Source organism: Aquamicrobium sp. YD-1-mutant5, assembly GCF_059509755.1.
The window spans coordinates 49,171-72,732 of the sequence record NZ_JCAKKP010000003.1 but is presented as its reverse complement, the minus strand read 5'-3'; the positions used below and the strand labels follow the sequence as shown (position 1 = coordinate 72,732).

The following is a 23,562-nucleotide window of genomic DNA, read 5'->3' as shown; positions in this document are numbered from 1 at the left end:
GTCGGAAGCGCTCCTGATAGCCCGAACATGTTGAGGCGCTTTTCCGCGCCAATGGAGGACCTGTATCGTGAAGAAGCTTTCTCCCGCATCCCGCCCGGACGGCCGCCGGCCTCTCTTTTCGCTGCTGGCGACGGCTGCGGTTGCTGCTTTGATGGCGGCAGCGCCGGTCTCGGCCGAAACGCTCAACTGGGCGCGCGGTTCGGATGTGCAGACCCTTGATCCGCACGCGTACAATGAGGGCATCACCCATGCCTTCAACCATCAGATTTACGAGCCGCTGGTTGCCCGCTCCGACGATGGCAAGCTGATCGGTGTTCTGGCCACCGAATGGAAGATGTTGCCTGATGAGCCGGGCATCTGGGAGTTCACGCTGCGCCCGGACGTTACTTTCCACGACGGTGCGCCGCTGACTGCCGACGACGTTGTTTTCTCGATTCAGCGCGCCATGTCGGATACTTCCAACGTCCGCTCGCTGCTTACGGCAGTGGATGCCGTGACTGCGCCCGACGAGCATACCGTCCGGATAGCCACGAAGGGCGTTAGCCCGCTGCTCGTCAACAATCTGGTGAACATCTTCATCATGAACCGTGCCTGGGCGGAAGCAAATGACGCTGCTGCGCCGCAGGATTTCAAGTCGGGCAAGGAGAATTTTGCCGCCCGCAACGAGAACGGCACGGGTGCTTACCGGCTTGTCAGCCGCGAAGCCGACCGGCGCACGGAGCTTGTGGCCTATGACAAATACTGGGGCATCGGCGAATTCCCGCTCGACATCGACCGCATCGTTTACACGCCGATCCAGTCGCCTGCCACGCGCGTCTCTGCGCTTATCAGCGGCGAGGTGAACTTCCTTCAGGACGTGCCGCCGCAGGACATTGCCAAGCTGGAGCAGAATCCCGATCTGCGCGTGGTGCGCGGCCCGGAAAACCGCACCATCTTCTTCGGCGTCAACATGGGTGCCGACAAGCTCACCTATGGCGAAGCCAGGGGCAATCCCTTCGCCGACAAGCGCGTGCGCCATGCCATGAACATGGCCATCGACCGCGAGGTGATCGGCAAGGCGATCATGCGTGGCGAGTCCATTCCGCTTGGCACCATCGCGCCGCCCTTCATCAACGGCTACACCGAGGAGATGGGCAAGCTGCCTCCGGTCGACATCGAGAAGGCGAAGCAGCTCATGTCCGAGGCCGGCTACGGGGATGGCTTCTCCGTGACGCTCAACTGCACCAATGACAGCTTTGTCAATGATGAGCGCATCTGCCAGGCGCTGGTGGGCATGATGGCGAAGATCGGCATCAAGGTGCATCTCGACGTGCAGCCGGCCGGCGTGGTGTTCCCCATGGTGGGCAATGGCAACACGGATTTCTACCTGATGGGCTGGGGTGCCTCGACCTTCGATTCCCAGTACATCTTCGACAATCTGGTTCATTCCCGCAGCGAAGGGCGCGGCGCGTGGAGCTCCGTCAATTTCAACAATGCCGAAATCGACGCGAAGATCGCCACGCTGGGTTCCGAAGCCGATATCGAAAAGCGCAACGCCACCATCGCCGAGATCTGGGAGGTGGTGCAGGACGAGAGCTTCTATCTGCCGATCCATGCGCAGATGCTGGCCCGCGCGGCGCATAAGAATATCCGGATAACGCCGAACCTTTCCAACAGCGTTTTCGTCAAAACCATTTCGGTAGAGAAATGATAGCTTTCCTCCTGCGCCGGCTGGTTTCTGCCGTGCCGGTCATGCTGATCACGGCATTTCTGTCTTTTGCCGCGTTCCGCTTCATCGGTGACCCGCTGCAGAACATGCTGGGGCAGGACGCCACCGCGCAGGACCGGGCGCGGCTTGCCGCGGAACTGGGGTTCGACCAGCCGTTCTACATCCAGTTCTGGCGGTTCATCGTCTCGATCCTGCATGGCGATTTCGGCGTCTCCACCCGTGTGGGGCGCCCGGTGCTGGATCTGATCGTGGAGAGGCTGCCGGCAACGCTTGAGCTTGCCGTGCTGTCCTTCATTCTCGCCATGGCGGCTGGCATTGCGCTCGGCGTCATGACGGCCCTGCGCCCGCGCTCGATCTTTTCGCGCATCAGCATGACAGGTTCGCTGATCGCGGTCTCGCTGCCGAACTTCCTCATCAGCATCGCGCTGATTTACGTCTTCTCCGTCCAGCTCGGCTGGCTGCCTGCGTTCGGGCGCGGAGAAACGGTGAAGATCGGCTGGTGGACGACCGGGCTGCTTACCGCAAGCGGCTGGCAGGCGATCATTCTCCCGGCGATCTCGCTGGCGACTTTCCAGCTGACGCTGATCCTGCGGCTGGTGCGCACGGAGATGCTTGAGGTGATGCATTCGGACTATATCCGCTTTGCCCGCGCGCGCGGGCTGCCGCAAAGGCTGATCTATTTCTCCTATGCGCTGAAGAACACCATGGTGCCGGTCGTTACCGTCGCCGGTCTCCAGCTCGGCTCCATCATCGCCTTCGCCGTCGTTACCGAAACCGTGTTCCAGTGGCCGGGCGTGGGTCTGCTGTTCATAAACTCGGTCAATTTCTCGGACGTGCCGATCATGGCGACCTATCTGCTTCTGACCTCGCTCATCTTCGTGACGATCAACATGGTGGTCGATTGCATCTACTACCTCATCGATCCGCGCCTGCGTGCCGCCGGAGCCATCCAATGACCGCACTGACCACACGGCTCGCGCGCTTTGCCCGGTCGGACATCGGCTATTCCTATCTGCGGTCGCCCGGCGCGCTGCTGGCTACGCTGGTGCTGGTCGTCATCGTGGTGGCGGGCTTCGGCGCGCCGTTGTGGGCGCCGCAGGATATACTCGATCCCGCCAATCTCGACCTCATGGCCGCCAACACGCCGCCATGGAGCGTCAACGAGTTCACCGGTCAGTTCTTCGTGGCCGGCACGGACGATCAGGGACGCGACGTGCTTTCCGCTACACTCTACGGCACCCGCGTTTCGCTGCTGGTCGGCCTTGCCGCCGTGGCCCTTTCCATGACGCTTGGCGTCACGCTGGGGCTGGTTTCGGGCTATTTCGGCGGACGTGTCGATACCATCATCATGCGTATCGCGGATGTGCAGCTTTCGATCCCGGCGCTGCTGATTGCGCTGCTTATTTTCGGCCTGACCCGGTCGCTGCTGCCGCCGGGCGCGCGCGATACGATGGCTGTTTACGTGCTGATCCTCGCCATCGGATTTTCGGGCTGGGTTTCCTATGCCCGTACGGTGCGCGGCGCGGTGATGGTGGAAAAGCAGCGCGAATATGTGCAGGCCGCCCTGATGATGGGCCTGCCCACCCGCATCGTGCTGGTGCGCCATATCCTGCCAAACGTTCGCCGTCCGATCATGGTGATCGCCACCATCTCGCTGGCGCTCGCCATCATCACCGAAGCCACGCTTTCCTATCTGGGTGCCGGCCTGCCGGCCACGCAGCCCTCGCTCGGCACCCTGATCCGCAGCGGGCAGGACTTCCTGTTCGCCGGCGAGTGGTGGATTCTTTTGTTCCCCGCCGTCACCCTGCTCGCGCTTGCGCTTGCCATCAACGTGCTGGGCGACTGGTTGCGCGATGCGCTGAATCCGAGAGGGGTATGAGCATGACGGTCAGTCATCCTCCGGTTTTGTCGATCCGCGGCCTGTGCGTGGATTTTCCAAGCCGCCACGGCAATTTCAGCGCCGTTCGCAATGTCGGTCTCGACATCGCTGCCGGCGAGATTCTGGGCATCGTGGGCGAATCCGGCGCGGGCAAGTCGACCGTGGGCGCGGCCATCACCGGTCTTCTGCAGGCACCGGGTCATATCAGCGCCGGAGAGGTTCGTCTTGCCGGCGACGTGATCGACGCGCGCAATGTCAAAGCCATGCAGGCGCTGCGGGGCAAGCGCATCTCGACCATTTTTCAGGACCCGCTGACCAGCCTCAATCCGCTGTTCACCATCGAGCGGCAACTGGTCGACACCATCCGTACGCATCGCCCAATGACGAGGGCCGAGGCACGAGCGGAAGCGGTGCGCCAGCTGGAGGCGGTGGGTATTCCCGACGCTGCGCGGCGTGTGAAGAACTGGCCGCACGAATTTTCCGGCGGTATGCGTCAGCGCGCGGTGATCGCTCTGGCGCTCTGCTCGGAGCCTGAACTGATCATCGCCGACGAGCCGACGACGGCGCTCGACGTTTCCGTGCAGGCGCAGATATTGCAGCTGATCCGCAGGCTGGCGCAGGAGCGCCATGTGGCAGTGATGCTCATCACCCACGACATGGGCGCCATCGCCCAGATCGCGGATCGCGTCGCGGTGATGAAATCCGGCGAGATCGTCGAGCTGGACGAGACCCGTACGGTTCTTGAACGTCCGCAACATGAATACAGCCGTGCGCTGATTTCGGTGGTACCGCGCGCCGATGTGAAGCTTGACCGCTTTCCCGTGGCCGGTGCGCCGAAGGATATCGATGCTGCCATGCAGTGGCTGCTGGAAGGCGAAGCCGATCATGTAAAGCCGGCTGGCGACAGCCTTGTCGAACTGCGCCATATCGAGCAGGTCTATGGCGCGAAGCGCCTGCTGTTTGGCGCAAGCGGCGGCGGCTTCAAGGCGCTGCACGACATCAACCTTGACATCCGCAACGGCGAGGTGATGGGGCTGGTGGGTGAATCCGGTTCCGGAAAATCCACCATGGCGCGCATCTTCGCCGGTCTGACGAGGCCAAGCCACGGGCATATGCTGTTCGGTGGGGAGGACGTCTATGCCGCGCCTTTCGCCGTGCGCCAGCGCATCCGCCGCGACACGCAGATGGTGTTTCAGGATCCTTATTCCTCGCTCAATTCTCAGATGCGGGTGGGCGACATCATCGCCGAGCCCATGGTGCATTATGGACTGGCGGCCAGCCGTCGCGCAGCCGAACCGGTCATGCAGGAACTGCTGAACGCGGTCGGTCTCGACGCCAGCGCCGCCCGTCGTTATCCGCATGCTTTTTCCGGCGGGCAACGTCAGCGCATCTCGATTGCGCGGGCGCTCGCCAGCCGGCCGCGCTTTCTGATTTGCGATGAACCAACCTCGGCGCTGGATGTCTCGATTCAGGCTCAGATTCTCAACCTGCTGAAGGATCTGCAGCAGAAGCTGTCGCTCACCATCCTGTTCATCAGCCATGATCTTCCGGTGGTGCGCCAGATCTGCGATCGCATCACCGTCCTGCATGGCGGACGCATTTGCGAGATCAGCGAGACCGAAAACCTCTTCGATGCGCCCGGGCATGAATACACGGCAAATCTGTTGTCGATGATCCCGGATATGCGGGGCGTAGCGCAGATCGGCATACGTGCCGGATAATGACGAGAATGGCTCACAGAAAAGTAGATATTATTTCAGTTTGATATTGAAAACATATTTCTGTAATAAATTACATAATGACGCGTGCGGCCTTTGGGAAGGAGGGCACCTATGAGCATCAGGGACAGGCTTACCGACGATTCCATCGACTTCACGCGCTCGGAGCTGAAGATCGTGCGCCAGCTTCTGTCGAACTATCCGGCTTCGGGCCTCAACACGGTCGCGCATCTGGCCGCGTCGGCCGGGGTCAGCGATCCGACCGTGGTGCGCCTCGTCACCAAGCTTGGTTTCAGCGGTTATCCGGAGTTCCAGGCGGGGCTTCTCGCTGAAGTTCAGGAGCGCATGAGCTCGCCGCTTTCCATGATGGAAACCCGCAAGCCCAATCCCGGCCAGAACAATTTCTACCAGCATTTTCTCGATGCCAGCATTCAGGCGCTGGAGACTGCCAAGGCGACGCTGCCCGGCCGGGATTTCGAAGCTGCGGTCGAGGCCGCCGCCGACATCGGCACGCAGGTCCACTGTCTGGGCGGCCGTTTCAGCGGCATGCTGGCCGGCATGCTGTGGGCGCATATGAAGCAGCTTCGCCCTGGCACGCACTGGATCGAGGGAGCGCAGGCCGACGAGGTCGACCATCTGGTCGATCTCGGTCGCAAGGACACGCTGTTCGTCTATGATTACCGCCGCTACCAGACAACGACGATCCGTTTCGCCCGCCATGCCGCAGAGCAGGGGGCGAAAATCGTGCTGTTCACGGATCGCTGGCTGTCGCCCATTTCCGGGTTCGCGACGGTGACCCTGACCGTGCCGGTCGATACGGCGTCGCCTTACGATACCATGGTGCCGGCCATGGCGCAGACCGAAGCGCTGATCGCCGCGCTCACCGCGCGTCTTTCCGACAAGGCCATGAAACGCATCGAGCGGATGGAAGATCTGCGGCGCAGCTATGCAATCACCGAAGATGCCTTCAGCCAGCCCGACTGAAAGGCATCGGGCACCGATTTTTCTGAGGAGGAAACGATGGCTTCCATCGAAGTTGAGTTCGACAATCTGCGCCTCACGCGCGACAGCGCCTATGAGCAGGGCAAGACGTCGCTGCTGCTGGTCGACATGCAGCGTATCTGGTGCGAGCCGAACCTCGATCCGACCCATCCTCAGGATGCGGACAGCTATTATCACCGCCGCCTGCGCGAGCAGGTCGTGCCCAATCAGAAGCGCATTCTGGATGCCGCCCGCGCGGCCGGCTGCAATGTGCTGCACACCATCATCCAGAGCCTGACCAATGATGGCCGCGACCGCTCGCTCGACCACAAGCTTTCCGGCATGCATGTGGCGAAGGACGCTCCGGAAGGCGCGGTCATCGATGCTCTGACACCGGTTGAGAACGAGATCGTTTTGCCGAAGACCTCCTCCGGTGTCTTCAATTCGACCAACATCGATTACGTGCTGCGCAATCTTAACACCCGCTATCTGATCATTGCCGGCGTGGTCACCGACCAGTGCGTCGACATGGCGGTGCGCGATGCCGCCGACCGCGGTTATCTGGTGACGGTCGTCGAAGACGCCTGTGCGACCTACACGCAGGAGCGTCACGAGGCGGCGATCCGGGCTTATTCGGGATATGGCTGGATCACCGATACCGCGACCGTGATCGAACGGCTTGGCGCACTGGCTGGCTGACAGGCGGATCGGAGGAAACATCAGATGGACAATCGCATTCAGGCCGCCGATCTGGCCGAACTTGCCACAATCGTCACCACCGATATCTGCGGCATCACGCGCGGGCGCAGCTTCTTCGCCAGCGATCTGGAAAGCTATCTTCGCAAAGGCGTTGGCTGGGTGCCGGCCAATCTGGCGCTGACGCCTTTCGACGAGATTGCCGGCGACAACCCGTGGGGTTCCAAGGGCGATCTGCGGCTGATGCCGGACGCGGAAAGCCGCGTGCGCGTAAGCTGCCTGCCCGGTGAGACGCCTTTGCATTTCTACCATGCCGACATCACCCGTCTCGACGGTTCGGCATGGGACTGCTGCGTGCGTTCTTTCCTCAAGGACACGATCACCGCTTATGAGCAGGAGGCGGGCCTGCGGGTGACGAGCGCGGTCGAGCAGGAATTCCAGATTCTTGGCGCCGACTGGCCGGATGCCCCCGCCTTCGGCCTGCGCGCCCAGCGCCGCACCGGCGCCTTTCCCGCACTGCTGATGAGCGCGCTGCAGGAGGCGGGTGCCGAGCCGGAAATGTTCCTGCCGGAATATGGCAAGGACCAGTTCGAGATCACGTGCCGCCCCGCACCGGTTCTGGCGGCAGCCGACCGGGCGGCTACCATCCGTGCCGTTGCCCGCGAGGTTGCGGCCCATTTCGGCTGGCACGCCAGCTTCGCGCCCAAGACTACCGCCGACGGCGTCGGCAACGGTGTGCATCTGCATGTGAGCTTTACCGATCTGGATGGCAATCCGGTTACCTTCGATCCTTCGCTGCCCGGCAGATTGTCGAGGGTTGCGGGATCCTTTGCTGCCGGCGTCCTGAAGCATCTGCCGGCACTCGTCGCCTTTACCGCGCCGTCTGTGCTGTCTTATCTGCGGCTGGTGCCGCATCACTGGAGCGCGGCCTTCACCTGTCTGGGCGAGAAGAACCGCGAAGCGACGTTGCGCATCTGCCCGACGCTCGATCTGCCGGGAAGCAATCCGGCGCGGCAGTTCAATATGGAATTCCGTGCCGCCGATGCCTGCGCCAGCCCGCATCTGTCTCTTGCGGTGCTGCTGCGCGCAGGCCTCGAAGGCATCCGCGCCGGACTGGAGACACCGCCCCTCACCAACGCGGACCCCGCCGACATGGATGAGGCCGAGCGCGAGCGTCTCGGCATCCGCCGGCTGCCGGCCAGCCTGCCGGAAGCGCTCGATGCGCTTCAGCAGGACGAGACGGTGACCGGCTGGTTCTCGAAAGACTTCATCGATTGCTATCTGGCCATGAAGCGGCTGGAGATCAGCCTTGTTGCCGAGGCCACTCCCGAAGAACTGTGCCGGCGCTACGCGGCCATCTACTGACACGGAAATGCATATGAACACGACCGTCAGGCCAGCGGCGGCGCTTCGCCATGATCCCGCATTGCCGTTGTTGGGAATAGATGAGCCGCCGCCCTATGCGGTGATCAATCCCGATGGCTCGTCACCCTATCTGCTTTTGTGCGAGCATGCGTCGAACCGTATTCCGCGGGCGTTGGGCGATCTTGGCTTGCCGCTCGCGGAGCGCCAGCGCCATATCGCATGGGACATCGGCGTTTCGGCGCTTTCGCAGCATCTGAGTGCAGCGCTCGACGCGCCGCTGTTCATGGCGAATTATTCGCGTCTCGTCATAGACTGCAACAGGCCGCTGCATGTGCCGTCGCTGATCCCTGAGGTCAGCGAAACAACGGCCGTGCCGGGCAATGCCGGTCTCAGCGATGCGGAGCGGCAGCAACGCATAGACACCTTGTTCCATCCTTTTGCCGAGGCGGTCAGCCGGCGTCTGGACCAGCGCCGGCAGCAGGGACTTCGGACCATCATCATCGGGGTTCACAGTTTTACGCCGGTCTACTTCGGCAAGCAGCGGCCCTGGCATGCGGGCGTGCTTTACGGGGAGGCGAAGGCGTTTGGCCGCGCGATTATAGACTGCCTCGCCGCCGATCCTGCTTTGTGCATCGGCGACAACCAGCCCTACGACATCCATCCCGATGAAGACTATACGGTTCCGGTTCATGCCGATGCGCGTGGTCTGCCCGGTGCGCTGATCGAAATCCGCCACGACCTTATCAGGGATGCACAAGGCGTCACCTCATGGGGCGAGCGGCTGACGGCATGCCTGAAGGAGATGGAGCGGCTGCCCTTGTAAAATGCAGCTGCAGGGCGCCAAGTCGTTTCAAAACCTTCAGGGGGAGCATGCGCTCTCTACCAGCCGCATGCTTCCCGCAAGGGCTTTGAAACCTCCTCTGCTCCGGAAATGTCAAAGGTCGCGGTAAACGGGCTCTCCGAATAGGGCGTCATCCGAACGATCATCTGCTTCCTGCCATACATCTGTTTGATCACGGGGATGGACTTGCCGCCATTCCACAGGCCCAGCGCACGGTTGTCGGTGGACGCATCGCCACCGACCGTGCGGGCTTTCTCATCATCCAGCCGATAGGTGATGTTGCCGTAATCATTGTATTGGCTCGCGGTCATGTGACAGCCGGTTGAGAAGTAAAGAACCGTCTTGTTTTCCATGCAGCGCAGGACCAGACCGATTTTCTGTCCCCGGTTCCAGCCGCAATCGACGACTTCATCGGAGTCGATCGACATCACGACGGTGGGCTGGTCGGTGAGTTTCGATGTCTCCTTGCGCACCACCCATTTCCCCGTACCCTGTGGAAGGGTGGAAGCGGAAGGTGTGCGGCCTGCCTCCCTGTCATAGCAGGCCAGACGGTCGAGATCGTTGTCGATCTTCAGGCAGTCGGCAGCCATCGCAGGCGCCGCCCCGGCCATGATGACCGTGGCGATGATCAAAAGAGATCGCATGTCTTCCCCCCCAAGTCCCACGCTGCATACCTTGCTGCGCGTAAACGGAGGCGTCAATGCCGGGCAAAGACGGCCTGCGTGTTGTTCTGGAAGATAAGTCAGAATGAGATGGTACGGGTGGTCGGACTCGAACCGACAAGGATTGCTCCGGCGGATTTTGAGTCCGCTGCGTCTACCAATTCCGCCACACCCGCAAGGGCTTTCAAGCTATGAGCGACACACTCATTCCAACGGCGAACTATAGGTTCGTGCATGGCCCGTCAACAGCCAGTTGGCCATCGGCGGCCGGAATCGTTCTGAGAGATCAAGCATTCGTGATCCGTGGCCATTGTGCCAGCATGATTTTCTTTTTATGCATGCTGCGCATAATCTGAGGACCCTCATGCTTCGCGGACTTTACGACTGGACCTTGTCGCTCGCGGCAAGGAAATCGGCCGAATGGTGGCTGGCTTTCATCGCTTTCGTGGAAAGCTCCATCTTTCTGGTGCCCGCGGATGTGCTCTACCTGCCGATGGCATTGTCGCGCCCGGATCGGGCCTACCGCTATGCGCTGGTGGCGACCGTGGCTTCGGTGCTGGGCGGCATCGCCGGCTGGTTCCTTGGCCATTATGCCTATGAAGCGCTGGCCCGGCCGGTGCTGGAATTCTACGGTAAATATGAACAGTTCGAGGCGCTGCGGACCTCGTCCGGCATCGGCTTCATCATCCTGATGCTGATTACCTCTGGTCTCGCGCACCTGCCGCCGATCAAGGTGGTGACGATCCTGTCGGGCGTCATCGGCGTCAATCTCCTGCTGTTCATCCTGCTTGCCATCGTGGCACGCGGTGCGCGCTTCTTCTTCCTGGCGTGGCTTCTGCGCCGCTATGGCGAGCCGATCCGCGAGTTCATCGAAAAGCGCCTTGGCACCATCGCAGCGCTGGGAGCGGCTGCCCTAATTCTGCTTTACCTGCTGGTCAGATATCTGCACTGACAATCCGGAAGACACCTGATGACCGACACAGCCACTCCCGACCCGCGCCGCAGATTGCTGTTCACAGCCTTGTTTCTGGCCGTTGCCATGGCTGCGACCGTCGGGACCGCGCTCGGTTTCCAGTACATCGGTGGCTATATTCCCTGCAAGCTCTGCTACGAGCAGCGCATGCCCTATTATATCGGCGTGCCGCTGATGCTGCTGGGCGCCCTTGCCGCCTTCCTTAAGTTGCCTTTGTGGATCGTGAAGGCGCTGCTCGGCGCCGGCGGCGTGCTGATGGCCTATGGGTTCTTCCTCGGCGGATATCATGCCGGCGTCGAATGGGGCTGGTGGCCGGGGCCGAGCGACTGCACCAATATCGCAGCCCCTGTCGATACGGGCGGAAACGGCGTTCTGGATGCGCTCGACCAGTTCGTGCCGCCCTCCTGCGACAAGGCGGCGCTGCGCATATTCGGCCTGTCCATGGCCGGCTGGAACGTCATCGCCAGCCTGATCCTTGCCGTGGTCGCGTTCCGTGCGGCCTTCTCGCGTGGACGGTAACAAAGGCGCATTTCACTTCGCACGCCGATGATCTATAGCTGCCCGAAGCATCGGGGACAGCCATGACAGCCATGCCACGCATTCTCGTTTTCGCCGGGTCCGTACGGACCGGCGCCTACAGCGGCAAGACCGCCGACGCGGCGCAAAAAGCGCTTGCTCTGGAAGGCGCGTATGTGACGCGGATTTCACTGCTCGACTACCCGCTGCCGATCTATGATCAGGATCTCGAGAAAGAAGACGGCATTCCGGAAAACGCCATGAAACTGGCGCGACTGGTTGCCGGGCATGACGGGGTGCTGATCGCCACGCCGGAATATAATGGCTCATTGCCGCCGCTTCTGAAGAACACCATAGACTGGCTGAGCAGGGTGCGCCGCGACGGGGACGCTCCGCTGAAGCCGCTCACCGGCAAGCTGGCGGCGCTCTGCTCGTCTTCGGAGGGGCAGTTCGCGGGCATTCGCGCCATCACCCATCTGCGCGCCACATTGCTGCGCTGCCAGATGGAGATGGTGACGCCCGAATGCTCGGTGCCGCGTGGCGGTGAAGCCTTCGACGACAATGGCGACTTTCGTGACCAGCGCCTGCAGCAGACCATGGCGCGCGTGGCTGCCGCCCTTGTCGCGCAGGCGGCAGTTTCAGCAAGGATGGAAGCATGACCGCCACAAGTGACATGAAGGAACATCTGATCGTCGGCCTCGACGTGCCGACGGTTGCCGAGGCGGAGAAGGTTGTCCGCGACCTTGAGGGTGTCGCCTCCTTCTACAAGATCGGCTACCAGCTCGTCTTTGCCGGTGGTCTGGAGTTCGCGCGTGATCTGGCGGCGTCCGGGAACAAGGTGTTCCTCGACATGAAGCTTCTGGACATCGACAACACCGTCGCCAAAGGCGTGGAGAACATCGTGCGCATGGGCGTTTCCATGCTGACCCTGCATGCCTATCCGAAAGCCATGCGTGCGGCTGTCGAAGCCGCGCGTGGCAGCGATCTGTGCCTGCTTGGCGTGACCGTGCTCACCTCCATGGATGAGCAGGATGTCATCGAGGCCGGCTATGAGCTTGATCCGCATACGCTGGTGCTGCGGCGCGCCGAACAGGCCCTGCAGGCCGGCATGGGCGGTATCGTCTGTTCGGCGCAGGAAACCGAAGCGGTGCGGCGTATCGTTGGGCCGTCCATGGCGGTGGTGACGCCGGGGATCCGTCTTGCCGGTGGAGAGCGTGGCGACCAGAAGCGCGTCGTGACGCCACGCGATGCCATGCGCAATGGTTCCAGCCATCTGGTGGTGGCGCGGCCGATCGTCGGCGCGGTTGACAGACGGGCCGCTGCGCAGGCTATTCTCGACGACATGCGCTCGGCCTGAGCGCGATACCGACATACCGGAGGAAAGTCACCATCATGCCCAAGGGATACTGGATCGCTCGCGTCGATATTCGCGATGCCGAGCGCTACAAGGATTATGTTGCCGCCGCAAAGCTGGCTTTCGACCGTTTCGGGGCCAAATTCCTGGCGCGTGGCGGCGAGCATGAGGTGGCCGAGGGGCCGGGCCGGGAGCGCAATGTCATCATCGAGTTCGACTCGCTCGCCACGGCCCGCGAATGCTATCATTCGCCGGAATATCAGGTCGCGGCCGCCATCCGGCAGCAGGTTGCCGATGGCGAGATCGTGCTGGTGGAAGGCGCTTGAACAGGGCGGCTGTCGCCAGCCCTTGTTAACGCAAATGCGCTAGCATTCTTTCATGAATGCCAGCGTGTCGCATACGGACAGTTCAATTCCCTCAGTACCGGGCGGCGTCGTCATTCTTGGCGGCGCCCATGGCTCGCTGGCGCTCGCGCGCAGCCTCGGGGCGGCAAACGTGCCGGTGTGCTACGTCTCCCATGACACGCCTTTGCCGGGCTGGTCGCGTCATGTGCGGCACAGCTTCGGCTGGCCGGGGCCGGATGATCCGGGTGCGGCGGCATATCTGACCGGGCTTGGGGATTTGCACGGGCTGAGCGGCTGGCTTCTCGTTGCCGGTGGCGATGCGGAGGTGCGTCTGGTTTCGCAGTCTCGGGAGATGCTTGAGAAACGCTTTCGCCTGACATTGCCGCCGTGGGAAAGGCTGCAATGGCTGTGCGAGAAGCCGCTGCTCTATCGGCGGGCGGCGGAGCTGGGCCTTGCCGTTCCACACACTTATGCCTTCGCCTCGGTGGATGAAGCTGAAACGGCAGATATCGCTTTTCCGGTGGTGCTGAAGCCCAATATGGGGGGCGGTTCGTCGCATCTGGCACGGGCCAAGGTGCTACGGACAGACGACGCCGCTTCATTCCGTGCAGCTTTTGCAGATGCAGCCGGCGAAATCGGCGCGGCAAACGTCGTCGTGCAGCAGCTCATTCCGGGTGGGGGCGAGAGCCAGTTTTCCTATGCCGCGCTCTGGCATGAGGGCCAGCCGGTGGCGGAATTCACGGCGCGTCGGGCGCGGCAGTATCCCGTCGATTTTGGCTACACCAGCACCTTCGTCGAGGTGGTCGAGCGCCTGGATGCGGCAGAAGCCGCGCGCCTTCTGCTGCGATCGGTGGATTTCTCGGGTCTGGTGGAAATCGAGTTCAAATACGATGCGCGCGACCGGGTTCTGAAGCTGCTCGACGTCAATCCCCGGCCATGGTCGTGGTTCGCGCTGGCGGCAGCATCGGGCGTCGATCTTGGCCGGATGCTGTGGGATGTGACGAGCGGCGGCACTGCTTCCGCAGCGCAGGCCGATGAAGGCGCCGCGTGGACCTATCTGTCGCGCGACATCATCGCGGGCGCACAGCTTTGCTGGCGCGGCGCGCTGACGCCCGGCACCTTTCTGGTGTCGCTGATGTCCGTCCGCGCCTGTGCTGCCTGGGCGGCCAATGATTTGCGGCCGGGGCTTTTGGACCTGCCGCTGACGGCGTGGCGGGTGCTGACGCGGCGCGTGCTTGGAAAAGGCGCGGCGCGCTCATGACCATGAAAACCAAGCTTCGGCGTGCGATCCGCAATGCGGCGATCAGGGCGGGGCTCGAAGCCGTCGCACTTACCAATGCCGGTGCGGTCTGGCCGCAGGCGGCAGGGCGCGGCGTTATCTTCACCCTGCATCATGTGCGTCCGCATCAGGGCCACGCGTTCGATCCGAATGCCCTGCTTTCGGTGACGCCGGAATTTCTCGATGCGGCGATCGAAACGTGCCTTGGCACCGGCATGGTGCCGGTGGCGCTGGAGGATTTGCCGCAATTGCTGGCCGATCCCGACGACCGCCGGCGTTTCGTTTGCTTCACGCTGGATGATGGCTATCGCAACAATGCGCGGCATGCGGCGCCGGTGTTTCGCAGGCATGGCGTGCCTTACACGATCTTCCTGTGCCGTGGCTTTGTCGAGCGCACCCGTTCGCTGTGGTGGGAAACGGCCGAGACCCTCATTCGCCGGACCAACGAGCTGACATTCGATTTCGGCGGCGGGCCGGAGAACCTGCCGCTGAACACGATTGCCCGCAAGCAGGCGGCGTTCGACCGCCTTTCATCCTTCATTCAGGCAGAAGATGAGGATGACGCCATTGCCCGGCTTGATGCCGAAGCGATCAGGCACGGCGTTGATCCGCTGGCGATCGTGGACGATCTCATCATGGATGCGGACGAGGTACGGGAACTGGCGCGGGATCAGCTCGCCTGTTTCGGCGCTCATACGCTTACCCATGTGAATCTCAGGCGTGTCGATGCGACCCGGCTGGCAAGCGAGATCGAAGGATCGATCCGGGCGGTCGAAGAGTGGACGGGCAAGCGGCCATCGAGTTTCGCCTATCCCTATGGCTTCGCCGCGGCGGCCGGGGAGCGAGAGTTCAGCGCTGCGCGCGCGGCGGGGCTCTCCATCGCCGTGACCACCCGGCCAGGTGTGCTGGGGGCGGCCAGCCTCGGTCAGCCGACAGCGCTGCCTCGGGTGTCGCTGAACGGCCTTTACCAGAAGCCGCGCTATGTAAAGGCGCTGGCTTCCGGCATTCCGTTCAGGCTGATGTGAGGATGGCCGGGCCGCGCTTCACAGGATGAAGCGCGACAGATCCGTGTTCCTTGCCATCTCGCCGACATGCTTCTGCACATAGGCGGCATCGATGGTGACGGTGGTGCCGTCGCGGTCGGGTGCATCGAACGAAATTTCGTCCAGAACCCGCTCCATCACCGTCTGCAGGCGCCGCGCGCCGATGTTCTCGACCGTCGAATTGAGGTCCACGGCGATGCCGGCCAGCGCGTCGATGGCGTCCTCGGTGATTTCCAGTTTCACGCCCTCGGTTTCCATCAGCGCCACATATTGCTTGATGAGGCTGGCTTCGGTTTCGGTGAGGATGCGCACGAAGTCTTCCTTCTCCAGCGCCCGCAGCTCGACCCGGATCGGCAGGCGGCCCTGCAACTCGGGCAGCAGGTCCGAAGGCTTGGAGACGTGGAAGGCGCCCGAAGCGATGAACAGGATATGGTCGGTCTTCACCGGTCCGTATTTCGTCGCCACCGTGGTGCCCTCGACCAGCGGCAGCAGGTCGCGCTGCACGCCTTCGCGCGAAGGACCGCCGGAAACGTCGGAACGGGCTGCGATCTTGTCGATCTCGTCGAGGAAGACGATGCCGTCATTGGCGGCCGATTCCAGCGCCTGGCGCACGACCTCGTCCTGATCGAGCAGCTTGTCGGACTCGTCGGCGATCAGCAGATCGTAGGATTCCTTGACGGTCGTCTTGCGCATCTTGGTGCGCTTGCCGCCCATGGCCTTCGACAGCATGTCGTTGATGTTGAGCACACCGATATTGGCGCCCGGCATGCCGGGAATGTCGAAGCCGGGCATGCCGCCATTGCCGGTATCGGCCACCTCGACCTCGATCTCCTTGTCGTCCAGCTCGCCATCGCGCAGCTTCTTGCGGAAGGAATCGCGGGTCGCGGGCGAGGCGGTCTTGCCGACAAGCGCTTCGAGCACACGTTCCTCGGCGTTGAGATGGGCGCGGGCCTTGACGTCCTCGCGCATCTTCTCGCGGGTCAGGCCGATGGCGATTTCGACCAGATCGCGCACGATCTGCTCCACGTCGCGGCCGACATAGCCGACTTCGGTGAATTTGGTGGCCTCGACCTTGACGAAGGGCGCGTTGGCGAGCTTCGCCAGCCGGCGCGAAATCTCGGTCTTGCCGACGCCGGTGGGGCCGATCATCAGAATGTTCTTCGGCGTCACCTCTTCGCGCATCTGGCCGTCGAGCTGCTGGCGGCGCCAGCGGTTGCGGAGCGCAATGGCCACCGCACGCTTGGCGTCCTTCTGGCCGATGATGAAGCGGTCGAGCTCGGAAACGATCTCGCGGGGGGAAAAATTGCTCATATTGAATAACTCGTGAAACAGATGCTGCGGCTTATGTATGGGCTGGCAGCCTGTGTACAAGGGCAGCGGGCAGCAACGCGAACAGGCGCCGCCGCAGCGCATGCCAGCCGGCGCTCAGCAGCAGCACCAGCGCACCCAGCACCAGAAGGGTCAACGGCACCATGACTTCGCCAAGGCCGATCTGCCGGACCAGCGAGCCGAAGGCGATGCCGGCATAGGAAAGACCGGACACCAGAACGGCGCGACGGTCCACCAGCACGGCCACCACGGCAAGCCCGATGAAGATCGCCAGCACGCCAAGCGACGTTGCCGCGTTCAGGTTTCCGGAGGCGACCAGCCCGCTGATCAGCGGATGGACGACCAGCGGGGCTGCCAGCATGTGCAGCCAGAAGGCGATGTCGGTGCGCCGGGTCAGGCGTTGCGGGTCGCTGAGGTCGAAGCGCATGGCAAGCGCGAAGACGGCGATGCCGCAGACAAGCAGGACAGGGCGCAGGTAGTTTTCCGCAAAATCGGGTGCAATGGCGATGACCAGCGCCAGAACGCTGGCAACGAGGGCGGCGACACCGGCCGCGAAGGTGATGGGGATGCAAAAATGCCGGTAGTGCAGGCCCGTGGCGGCAATGGTGATGAGCCCGGCAATCACGACGGGCCAGCTGTCCTTCGCTGCTGCGGAGACATTGAAGGCTTCCGTGCCGGCCATCACGATCAGCGTTCCCGAAAAGACGGAAGCCGCATAGACGAGCAGCAGAACGATGCTGGGAAGCGCCATGCGGCGCTTGCGGGTGAAATATTCGGCCAGCAGCCAGCTTGCCAGTGCCACGGTGAAGCCGGCCCCGGCGCCGCCGATGCCTTCCACCGCGAAATAGGAAAGCGCGCCGAGGAAAAGGGCAATGCCGATGGTGACGAAAATGTCGCCGAAACCGTTGATGAAGCGGAATTTTTCGTCGTCCGACGGTGCGGTCGCGGGAAGGCCGGTGGCGGTGTTTTCCAGATAGCGCAGCATCTCGACCTGCTGCAGCGTCAGCACGCCCTGTGCGAGCGCGCGCTGGAGCGTGTCGCCGGAGATTGTGGTCTGGTCAGGTATCGGGGCTGCCATCACAGGCCTCCCTGCCAGGCCTTCACCGAGTCCAGCGGATAGACCAGCATCAGGACATTCAGGGTGAGATTGTCACGAATGATATAGCCGACGATCAGTTCCGCCGCGACGGCCAGCGTCACGATCAGCCAGACGGGCAGGCGCGCGGCAAGGAAGAAGCCGAACATCATGAACAGCGTGTCGAAAACCGAATTCAGAATGCTGTCGCCGAAATAATCCAGCGAGATTGTCGCCTCGCGATAGCGGTTGATGATGATCGGGCTGTTTTCGAGGATTTCCCATGCGGCTTCGAGCAGGATGGCGAAGGAAAGCCGGGTCCACACGGTGGAACGGCGAAACAGCGCCCAGAACAGCAGGTAGAACAGGAAGCCGTGGATGATGTGCGAGAAGGTGTACCAGTCGGAAATGTGCTGGGAGTTCTCGGAACTCACCACCACGCCGTGCCACAGCTTCACATAGCCGCATTTGCAGATCCAGATGTGGCCCATGAGGCGCAGGATCGCGGCTTGCGCGGCGACCAGCAGCACTGCTGCCAGAACGCCTTTTTTCCAGTCCAGTCCCCAGAGAGGGCGTTCGTGCGGCGCTGTCAGCTCGGTCAAGCGATGTCCCCTTTTCGCGGCGAATCAACGCCATGCGGTCGCCGAGAAGACAACACATAGTGTGGCAAATTGAAGAGGAAAGTTTCGCTGGCCCCTGCGGTGCCTGTGCAAATGCAGGCTCTCAGGGGAGGGCAAGCAGATCAGTCGCTCGCCACAGGGGGAACCCGGTAGATCACGCTGGCATATTTCGGATGCGTCTCGTGGGCGACGACCTGTCCGCCCAAAGCCTCGGCGATGCGCCGGCTGGAAAGGTTCTGTTCCGCGACGGGGTAGCGGAACGAGGCGGGTTTCAAGGCAGCCGTGGCCCATCGGGCGACGGTTTTGACGGCCTCGCGCCCATAGCCATGACCATGCTCGCTCTCGCTGATCCATATGCCAAGCTCGGGTTCGGCGGATTGCGCATCGTGCAGGCCGGCCAGTCCAAGAAACCGGCCGGAGTCCCGGTGACGGATGCATAAAGTGAGGTCCGAACCATCTGCGACGGCGGGAAGCCATGCCTGCCAGATGGCGTCGAAGGCGGCGCGCGTGGGAGGAGGGTCGAAGCTCATGAACCGTGTCAGGCTGGGCGTAATGGCGACGAAGGCCTCGTCCGCATCCGTGGCGGAGAATGGCCGCAGAATGATGCGGGGGCCTTCAATTGCCGCGATAGTCATTCTCCCGCCTCAGTCGTCTTGGTCGCTGTCGAGCACCATCACCATCGCTTCCCCGTCCGGGGTCATGCGCGTGCCGATTGGAAGAAAGCCTGCCTTTTCGTAGGCGTGGATGGCGCGGCTGTTGGCGGGGGCCGGATCGACAAGCAGGCGCGGCGCTCCTTCCCCGAACATCATCTGCGCAAACTGTGCGATCAGCCTAGGGCCATGGCCCTGCCCGATCAGGGAAGGCTCGCCGATGAACTGGTCGATGCCAAGCGTGCCGAAAGGCTGGTCGTCGAAAGGATTGTCGCCTTCTTCCAGATAGGGATCGTAACTCTGGATATAGCCTATGGGTTTGCCGCCAAGCTCTATGATGAAGGGCTCGACGGCAATGCTGTCGATGTGGCTGGCAATGCCTTCCAGCTCCTTGTCGCGATCGCCCCACCAGCGGGCGACATGCGGCTCGGCCAGCCAGCGCGCCACCAGCGGCAGGTCAGCCTGCGTCAGCGGCCGGAATTCGTAGTCCGGCGTATCCTCAGGCTTCATCGAGGGTTTCGACCACGAAGTTGTGGTTGGTGTAGACGCAGATGTCGGCTGCGATCTGCATGGCCTTGCGGGCGATGTCCTCGGCGCTCAGGTCGGTATCGATAAGCGCGCGTGCAGCGGCCAGCGCATAGTTGCCGCCGGAGCCGATGGCCATGACGCCCTGTTCGGGCTCCAGCACATCGCCATTGCCGGTCAGCGCCAGCGATACGCTCTTGTCGGCCACCAGCATCATGGCTTCCAGCCGGCGCAGATAGCGGTCGGTGCGCCAGTCCTTGGCCAGTTCCACGCAGGCGCGCGTCAGCTGGTCGGGATACTGTTCCAGTTTCGCCTCAAGCCGCTCCATCAGGGTGAAGGCGTCGGCAGTGGCGCCCGCGAAACCGGCGATGACGTTGCCGCCCTTGCCGATGCGGCGCACCTTGCGCGCATTGCCCTTCATGATGGTCTGGCCAAGGCTGACCTGTCCGTCGCCGGCGATGACCACCTTGCCGCCCTTGCGCACGGTGATGATGGTCGTGGCGTGCATGGTCAGTTCATTCGACATGTGATGCTCCGATATCGCGCCGCTCCTTCATCTGAAGCAAGCGGCGCATGACGAGATGTTTCGCCTGCTTATTTATGTCGCCGCCACGCGATTGCAAACGCTGCTTTGCCAACTGGCAATCGCATCTTCATGCTGCTAGAAGGCTTGCGTTTTCCAGATTTCCCCTGAGGAATAGATTTCATGGTCGAACGTTCCGCCGAGGTCAGCCGCAAGACGAAAGAGACCGAGATCACGGTTTCGCTCAATGTCGACGGCACCGGCAAGTCCGACATCTCCACCGGCGTCGGCTTCTTCGATCACATGCTGGACCAGCTTTCGCGCCATTCGCTGATCGACATGGTGGTGCGCGCCAAGGGCGATCTTCATATCGACGACCACCACACGGTGGAGGATACGGGCATCGTCATCGGTCAGGCACTGGCGAAGGCGCTGAGCGAGCGGCGCGGCATCATGCGCTATGCCTCCATCGATCTGGCTATGGATGAGACGCTGACCAGTGCTGCGCTCGACGTCTCCGGCCGGCCGTTCCTCGTCTGGAACGTGGAATTCTCCGCGCCGAAGATCGGCACTTTCGACACCGAGCTGGTGCGCGAATTCTTCCAGGCGCTGTCGCAGCATGCGGGCATCACGCTGCATGTGAACAACCGCTATGGCGCCAACAATCACCATATCGCGGAAACCTGCTTCAAGGCGGTGGCGCGGGCGTTGCGCGCGGCGACGGAAGCCGATCCGCGCCAGCCTGACGCCATTCCCTCAACCAAGGGATCGCTGAAGGGGTAGCGATGGCAAGCCATGTCGTGATGCTGCCGCCTTCCGGCAGTCCGCAAAGCAGGAGCGAGCAGGCCATTCTGGTTCGCGACCGCTTTTCGTGGCCGGCTTTCCTTGTCCCGCCGCTGTGGCTTCTGTGGCACCGGCTGTGGCTGGAGGCCGTCATCGCCATCGCTGTCATGGGTGGGATAACGGTCATTGGAGAGCTGGCCGGCATGGGCCCCGCCGGTTCGCTGATGGGGTTGCTGGTGTCGATCTATGTGGGTCTGGAAGGACAGGCGATGCGGATCGCAGCCCTTCGTCGTCGCGGCTACACGCAATGGGGCGTCGTCGAAGGCGGCAATGCCGACGAAGCCTATATTCGCTACGCGCATGAGGCTGCCGCCGCGCCGGATGAACCGGAGACCAGCCCGGCCATTGTTCCCGCAGAAATAACCGGACAGCGCCCCGTTCACCGGGCGGCGCCTGCGCCTTCGCTCGGCCTCATCCCATACGGCAGAAACTGACATGCGCGTTGCCATCATCGATTACGGGTCGGGCAATCTGCGCTCGGCGACCAAGGCCTTCGAACGGGCGGCGCGCGAGGCGGGCATTGCGGCCGACATAGAACTCACGGCGGATGCGGACCGCGTGCGCGTCGCCGACCGCATCGTGCTGCCGGGTGTCGGTGCCTACGCCGATTGCGCCGCTGGCCTGCGCGCCGTGGACGGCATGTGGGAAGCGGTGGAGGAAGTGGCCATTGATAAGGGCCGCCCCTTCCTCGGCATCTGCGTCGGCATGCAGCTCATGTCCGCGCGCGGGCTGGAAAAGACGGTGACGCAGGGTTTTGGCTGGATCGCCGGCGACGTGACGGAGATCATGCCCTCCGATCCGTCGCTGAAAATTCCCCAGATCGGGTGGAACACGCTTGAGGTGACGCGCGATCATCCGGTATTCGCCGGCATCCCGACCGGGCCGAAAGGGCTGCATGCCTATTTCGTCCATTCCTATCATCTCGATGCGCAGAAGCCGGAACAGGTTATCGCCGTGGCCGACTATGGCGGCCCGGTGACGGCCGCCGTGGCGCGCGACAATCTCGTCGGAACCCAGTTTCACCCCGAAAAGAGCCAGGCGCTGGGCCTTGCTCTCATCGCCAATTTCCTGAGGTGGACGCCATGATCCTTTTTCCCGCCATCGACCTCAAGGACGGCCAGTGCGTGCGCCTGAAGCTCGGCGACATGGAGCAGGCCACCGTCTACAACGACGATCCTGCCGCTCAGGCGCGCGCCTTCGAGGAACAGGGTTTTGAGTGGCTGCATGTCGTGGACCTTAACGGCGCCTTCGAGGGCCAGAGCGTCAATGGTGCCGCCGTCGAGGCGATCCTGAAGGCGACGAAGAACCCGGTGCAGCTCGGTGGCGGCATCCGCACCCTGGCGCATATCGAAAGCTGGCTGGACAAGGGGCTGGCCCGCGTCATCCTCGGCACGGTGGCGGTGCGTGAGCCTGAACTGGTGAAAAAGGCCTGCAGGGCGTTCCCCGGCAAGGTCGCGGTCGGCATCGATGCGCGCGGTGGCAAGGTCGCGGTCGAGGGCTGGGCGGAAGCCTCGGAACTCGGTGTCATCGAGCTGGCGAAACAATTCGAGGGCGCAGGCGTCGCGGCCATCATCTATACCGACATCGACCGTGATGGCGTGCTGGCCGGCATCAACTGGAATTCGACCATCGATCTGGCCGAGGCCGTTTCCATTCCGGTGATCGCCTCGGGCGGGCTCGCCTCGATCGCCGACATCGTGCGCATGACCATGCCGGACGCCGCGAAGCTCGAAGGCGCGATTTCCGGGCGTGCGCTCTATGACGGGCGCATCGACCCCGTCGAGGCGCTGGCCGTTCTGCGCGGCGAGGCAAAGCCGCAGGCTGCCATGTTCGAGGACCGCTCATGACCCTCAAGGCCCGTGTCATTCCCTGTCTCGACGTCAAGGACGGCCGTGTCGTCAAGGGCGTCAATTTCGTCGATCTGGTCGATGCGGGTGATCCGGTGGAGGCAGCACGCGCCTATGATACGGCGGGCGCGGACGAACTCTGCTTTCTCGACATCACCGCTTCCTCCGACAACCGCGAGACCATTTTCGATGTGGTGGCGCGCACGGCCGAGCATTGCTTCATGCCGTTGACGGTCGGCGGTGGCGTGCGGCAGGTGGCCGATATCCGCAAGCTTCTGCTGGCCGGCGCCGACAAGGTGTCGATCAACACGGCTGCGGTGAAGAATCCTGAATTCGTGGCCGAAGCCGCCGACAAGTTCGGCAACCAGTGCATTGTCGTCGCCATCGATGCCAAGAAGGTGAGCGGCGAGGGCGAGGCGGATCGCTGGGAAATCTTCACCCATGGCGGACGCGGAAACACCGGCATCGACGCAATCGAATTTGCCCGGAAAGTGGTGGATCTCGGTGCCGGCGAAATCCTGCTCACATCCATGGATCGCGACGGCACCAAGGCCGGCTACGACATCGCCCTGACGCGCGCCGTGGCCGACGCGGTGCGCTCGCCGGTGATCGCCTCCGGTGGCGTCGGTACGCTCGACCACATGGTGGCGGGCATCCGCGATGGTCATGCGACGGCGGTGCTGGCGGCATCGATCTTCCACTTCGGCACCTATTCGATAGCCGAGGCAAAGGCCCATATGGCTGCCGCCGGCATCGACGTTCGACTCGACTCCGGTCCGGTTCGGATTTAA

At 62.8% G+C, this 23,562-nt stretch carries 27 protein-coding genes and 1 tRNA gene; 20 read left to right on the top strand and 8 right to left on the bottom strand.

Annotation, left to right across the window (positions count from 1 at the left end; all coding sequences use genetic code 11):
- The first annotated feature begins 67 nt into the window (after positions 1–67).
- From AC5XE7_RS04585 to AC5XE7_RS04550, 8 genes are all read left to right on the top strand, one after another.
- Positions 68–1,690: an ABC transporter substrate-binding protein gene (locus AC5XE7_RS04585; RefSeq protein WP_495365008.1), complete on the top strand. Its 1,623-nt coding sequence runs from the start codon at positions 68–70 to the stop codon at positions 1,688–1,690.
- A complete protein-coding gene (locus AC5XE7_RS04580) occupies positions 1,687–2,664 on the top strand; it encodes an ABC transporter permease (RefSeq protein ID WP_280198388.1) in 978 nt (325 codons plus the stop codon). Before AC5XE7_RS04585 ends, AC5XE7_RS04580 begins: the two co-directional genes overlap by 4 nt.
- Complete coding sequence (locus AC5XE7_RS04575) at positions 2,661–3,587, top strand: ABC transporter permease (protein ID WP_495365007.1); 927 nt, start codon at positions 2,661–2,663, stop codon at positions 3,585–3,587. Before AC5XE7_RS04580 ends, AC5XE7_RS04575 begins: the two co-directional genes overlap by 4 nt.
- Complete coding sequence (locus AC5XE7_RS04570; RefSeq protein ID WP_495917655.1) at positions 3,584–5,308, top strand: dipeptide ABC transporter ATP-binding protein; 1,725 nt, start codon at positions 3,584–3,586, stop codon at positions 5,306–5,308. Before AC5XE7_RS04575 ends, AC5XE7_RS04570 begins: the two co-directional genes overlap by 4 nt.
- A gap of 111 nt (positions 5,309–5,419) precedes the next feature.
- Positions 5,420–6,289 (top strand): MurR/RpiR family transcriptional regulator, encoded by an 870-nt coding sequence (locus tag AC5XE7_RS04565; RefSeq protein ID WP_495365005.1) that lies wholly within the window; start codon positions 5,420–5,422, stop codon positions 6,287–6,289.
- Between the two features lie 36 nt (positions 6,290–6,325).
- Positions 6,326–6,985, top strand: a complete 660-nt coding sequence (locus tag AC5XE7_RS04560) for a cysteine hydrolase family protein (protein WP_495365004.1) — start codon at positions 6,326–6,328, stop codon at positions 6,983–6,985.
- 24 nt (positions 6,986–7,009) lie between these two features.
- Complete coding sequence (locus tag AC5XE7_RS04555) at positions 7,010–8,347, top strand: glutamine synthetase family protein (protein ID WP_495365003.1); 1,338 nt, start codon at positions 7,010–7,012, stop codon at positions 8,345–8,347.
- A gap of 13 nt (positions 8,348–8,360) precedes the next feature.
- Positions 8,361–9,170 (top strand): N-formylglutamate amidohydrolase, encoded by an 810-nt coding sequence (locus AC5XE7_RS04550; RefSeq protein WP_495365002.1) that lies wholly within the window; start codon positions 8,361–8,363, stop codon positions 9,168–9,170.
- A gap of 56 nt (positions 9,171–9,226) precedes the next feature.
- Here the strand turns inward: AC5XE7_RS04550 and AC5XE7_RS04545 are convergent, their stop codons facing one another.
- The gene (locus AC5XE7_RS04545) at positions 9,227–9,832 is read right to left on the bottom strand and encodes a type VI secretion system-associated protein TagO (protein ID WP_495365001.1); all 606 of its coding nucleotides are present in this window, start codon (positions 9,830–9,832) and stop codon (positions 9,227–9,229) included.
- Positions 9,833–9,941: 109 nt separating this feature from the next.
- Positions 9,942–10,026, bottom strand: a tRNA-Leu gene (locus tag AC5XE7_RS04540).
- A gap of 188 nt (positions 10,027–10,214) precedes the next feature.
- Here AC5XE7_RS04540 and AC5XE7_RS04535 point away from each other — a divergent pair.
- The 7 genes from AC5XE7_RS04535 (at position 10,215) to AC5XE7_RS04505 (ending at position 15,341) form a co-directional block, all read left to right on the top strand.
- Positions 10,215–10,802, top strand: a complete 588-nt coding sequence (locus tag AC5XE7_RS04535; RefSeq protein WP_183824280.1) for a YqaA family protein — start codon at positions 10,215–10,217, stop codon at positions 10,800–10,802.
- Between the two features lie 18 nt (positions 10,803–10,820).
- Positions 10,821–11,342 (top strand): disulfide bond formation protein B, encoded by a 522-nt coding sequence (locus AC5XE7_RS04530; protein ID WP_495365000.1) that lies wholly within the window; start codon positions 10,821–10,823, stop codon positions 11,340–11,342.
- A gap of 62 nt (positions 11,343–11,404) precedes the next feature.
- Entirely contained in the window at positions 11,405–11,998 is a 594-nt protein-coding gene (locus tag AC5XE7_RS04525; protein ID WP_495364999.1) for an NADPH-dependent FMN reductase, read from the top strand.
- Entirely contained in the window at positions 11,995–12,696 is a 702-nt protein-coding gene (pyrF, locus tag AC5XE7_RS04520) for an orotidine-5'-phosphate decarboxylase (protein WP_495364998.1), read from the top strand. Before AC5XE7_RS04525 ends, pyrF begins: the two co-directional genes overlap by 4 nt.
- A 35-nt stretch (positions 12,697–12,731) precedes the next feature.
- Positions 12,732–13,019: a DUF1330 domain-containing protein gene (locus AC5XE7_RS04515; protein ID WP_495364997.1), complete on the top strand. Its 288-nt coding sequence runs from the start codon at positions 12,732–12,734 to the stop codon at positions 13,017–13,019.
- Between the two features lie 52 nt (positions 13,020–13,071).
- Positions 13,072–14,298 carry a carboxylate--amine ligase gene (locus AC5XE7_RS04510; RefSeq protein WP_495364996.1) on the top strand — a complete coding sequence of 409 codons (1,227 nt, stop codon included), beginning with the start codon at positions 13,072–13,074 and terminating at the stop codon, positions 14,296–14,298.
- Positions 14,295–15,341 carry a polysaccharide deacetylase family protein gene (locus tag AC5XE7_RS04505; protein ID WP_495364995.1) on the top strand — a complete coding sequence of 349 codons (1,047 nt, stop codon included), beginning with the start codon at positions 14,295–14,297 and terminating at the stop codon, positions 15,339–15,341. Before AC5XE7_RS04510 ends, AC5XE7_RS04505 begins: the two co-directional genes overlap by 4 nt.
- 18 nt (positions 15,342–15,359) lie before the next feature.
- On the opposite strand, the gene hslU is transcribed toward AC5XE7_RS04505, so the two are convergent.
- From hslU to hslV, 6 genes are all read right to left on the bottom strand, one after another.
- A complete protein-coding gene (gene hslU / locus AC5XE7_RS04500; RefSeq protein ID WP_495364994.1) occupies positions 15,360–16,670 on the bottom strand; it encodes an ATP-dependent protease ATPase subunit HslU in 1,311 nt (436 codons plus the stop codon).
- Between the two features lie 31 nt (positions 16,671–16,701).
- On the bottom strand, positions 16,702–17,766 hold the full coding sequence (locus AC5XE7_RS04495; RefSeq protein ID WP_495364993.1) for a hypothetical protein: 1,065 nt from the start codon (positions 17,764–17,766) through the stop codon (positions 16,702–16,704).
- On the bottom strand, positions 17,766–18,365 hold the full coding sequence (locus AC5XE7_RS04490; protein WP_280198374.1) for a DUF2585 domain-containing protein: 600 nt from the start codon (positions 18,363–18,365) through the stop codon (positions 17,766–17,768). The genes AC5XE7_RS04495 and AC5XE7_RS04490 overlap by 1 nt, the downstream gene beginning before the upstream one ends.
- 140 nt (positions 18,366–18,505) lie before the next feature.
- The gene (locus AC5XE7_RS04485; RefSeq protein WP_495364992.1) at positions 18,506–19,018 is read right to left on the bottom strand and encodes a GNAT family N-acetyltransferase; all 513 of its coding nucleotides are present in this window, start codon (positions 19,016–19,018) and stop codon (positions 18,506–18,508) included.
- A gap of 9 nt (positions 19,019–19,027) precedes the next feature.
- Positions 19,028–19,543: a GNAT family N-acetyltransferase gene (locus tag AC5XE7_RS04480; RefSeq protein WP_495364991.1), complete on the bottom strand. Its 516-nt coding sequence runs from the start codon at positions 19,541–19,543 to the stop codon at positions 19,028–19,030.
- Positions 19,533–20,084, bottom strand: coding sequence for an ATP-dependent protease subunit HslV (gene hslV / locus AC5XE7_RS04475; RefSeq protein WP_239799603.1), 552 nt, complete (start codon positions 20,082–20,084; stop codon positions 19,533–19,535). Before hslV ends, AC5XE7_RS04480 begins: the two co-directional genes overlap by 11 nt.
- 180 nt (positions 20,085–20,264) lie before the next feature.
- Between hslV and hisB the strand changes: the two genes are divergently transcribed.
- Genes hisB through hisF form a run of 5 tightly spaced genes read left to right on the top strand, consistent with a single transcriptional unit; the run spans position 20,265 to position 23,562 of the window.
- Positions 20,265–20,864, top strand: coding sequence for an imidazoleglycerol-phosphate dehydratase HisB (hisB, locus tag AC5XE7_RS04470; protein ID WP_495364990.1), 600 nt, complete (start codon positions 20,265–20,267; stop codon positions 20,862–20,864).
- Between the two features lie 2 nt (positions 20,865–20,866).
- On the top strand, positions 20,867–21,358 hold the full coding sequence (locus AC5XE7_RS04465; RefSeq protein ID WP_495364989.1) for a DUF2628 domain-containing protein: 492 nt from the start codon (positions 20,867–20,869) through the stop codon (positions 21,356–21,358).
- 1 nt (position 21,359) lies between these two features.
- Positions 21,360–22,010: an imidazole glycerol phosphate synthase subunit HisH gene (hisH, locus tag AC5XE7_RS04460; RefSeq protein ID WP_495364988.1), complete on the top strand. Its 651-nt coding sequence runs from the start codon at positions 21,360–21,362 to the stop codon at positions 22,008–22,010.
- The gene (gene hisA / locus AC5XE7_RS04455; protein ID WP_495364987.1) at positions 22,007–22,771 is read left to right on the top strand and encodes a 1-(5-phosphoribosyl)-5-[(5-phosphoribosylamino)methylideneamino]imidazole-4-carboxamide isomerase; all 765 of its coding nucleotides are present in this window, start codon (positions 22,007–22,009) and stop codon (positions 22,769–22,771) included. Before hisH ends, hisA begins: the two co-directional genes overlap by 4 nt.
- Positions 22,768–23,562, top strand: coding sequence for an imidazole glycerol phosphate synthase subunit HisF (gene hisF, locus AC5XE7_RS04450; RefSeq protein ID WP_495364986.1), 795 nt, complete (start codon positions 22,768–22,770; stop codon positions 23,560–23,562). Before hisA ends, hisF begins: the two co-directional genes overlap by 4 nt.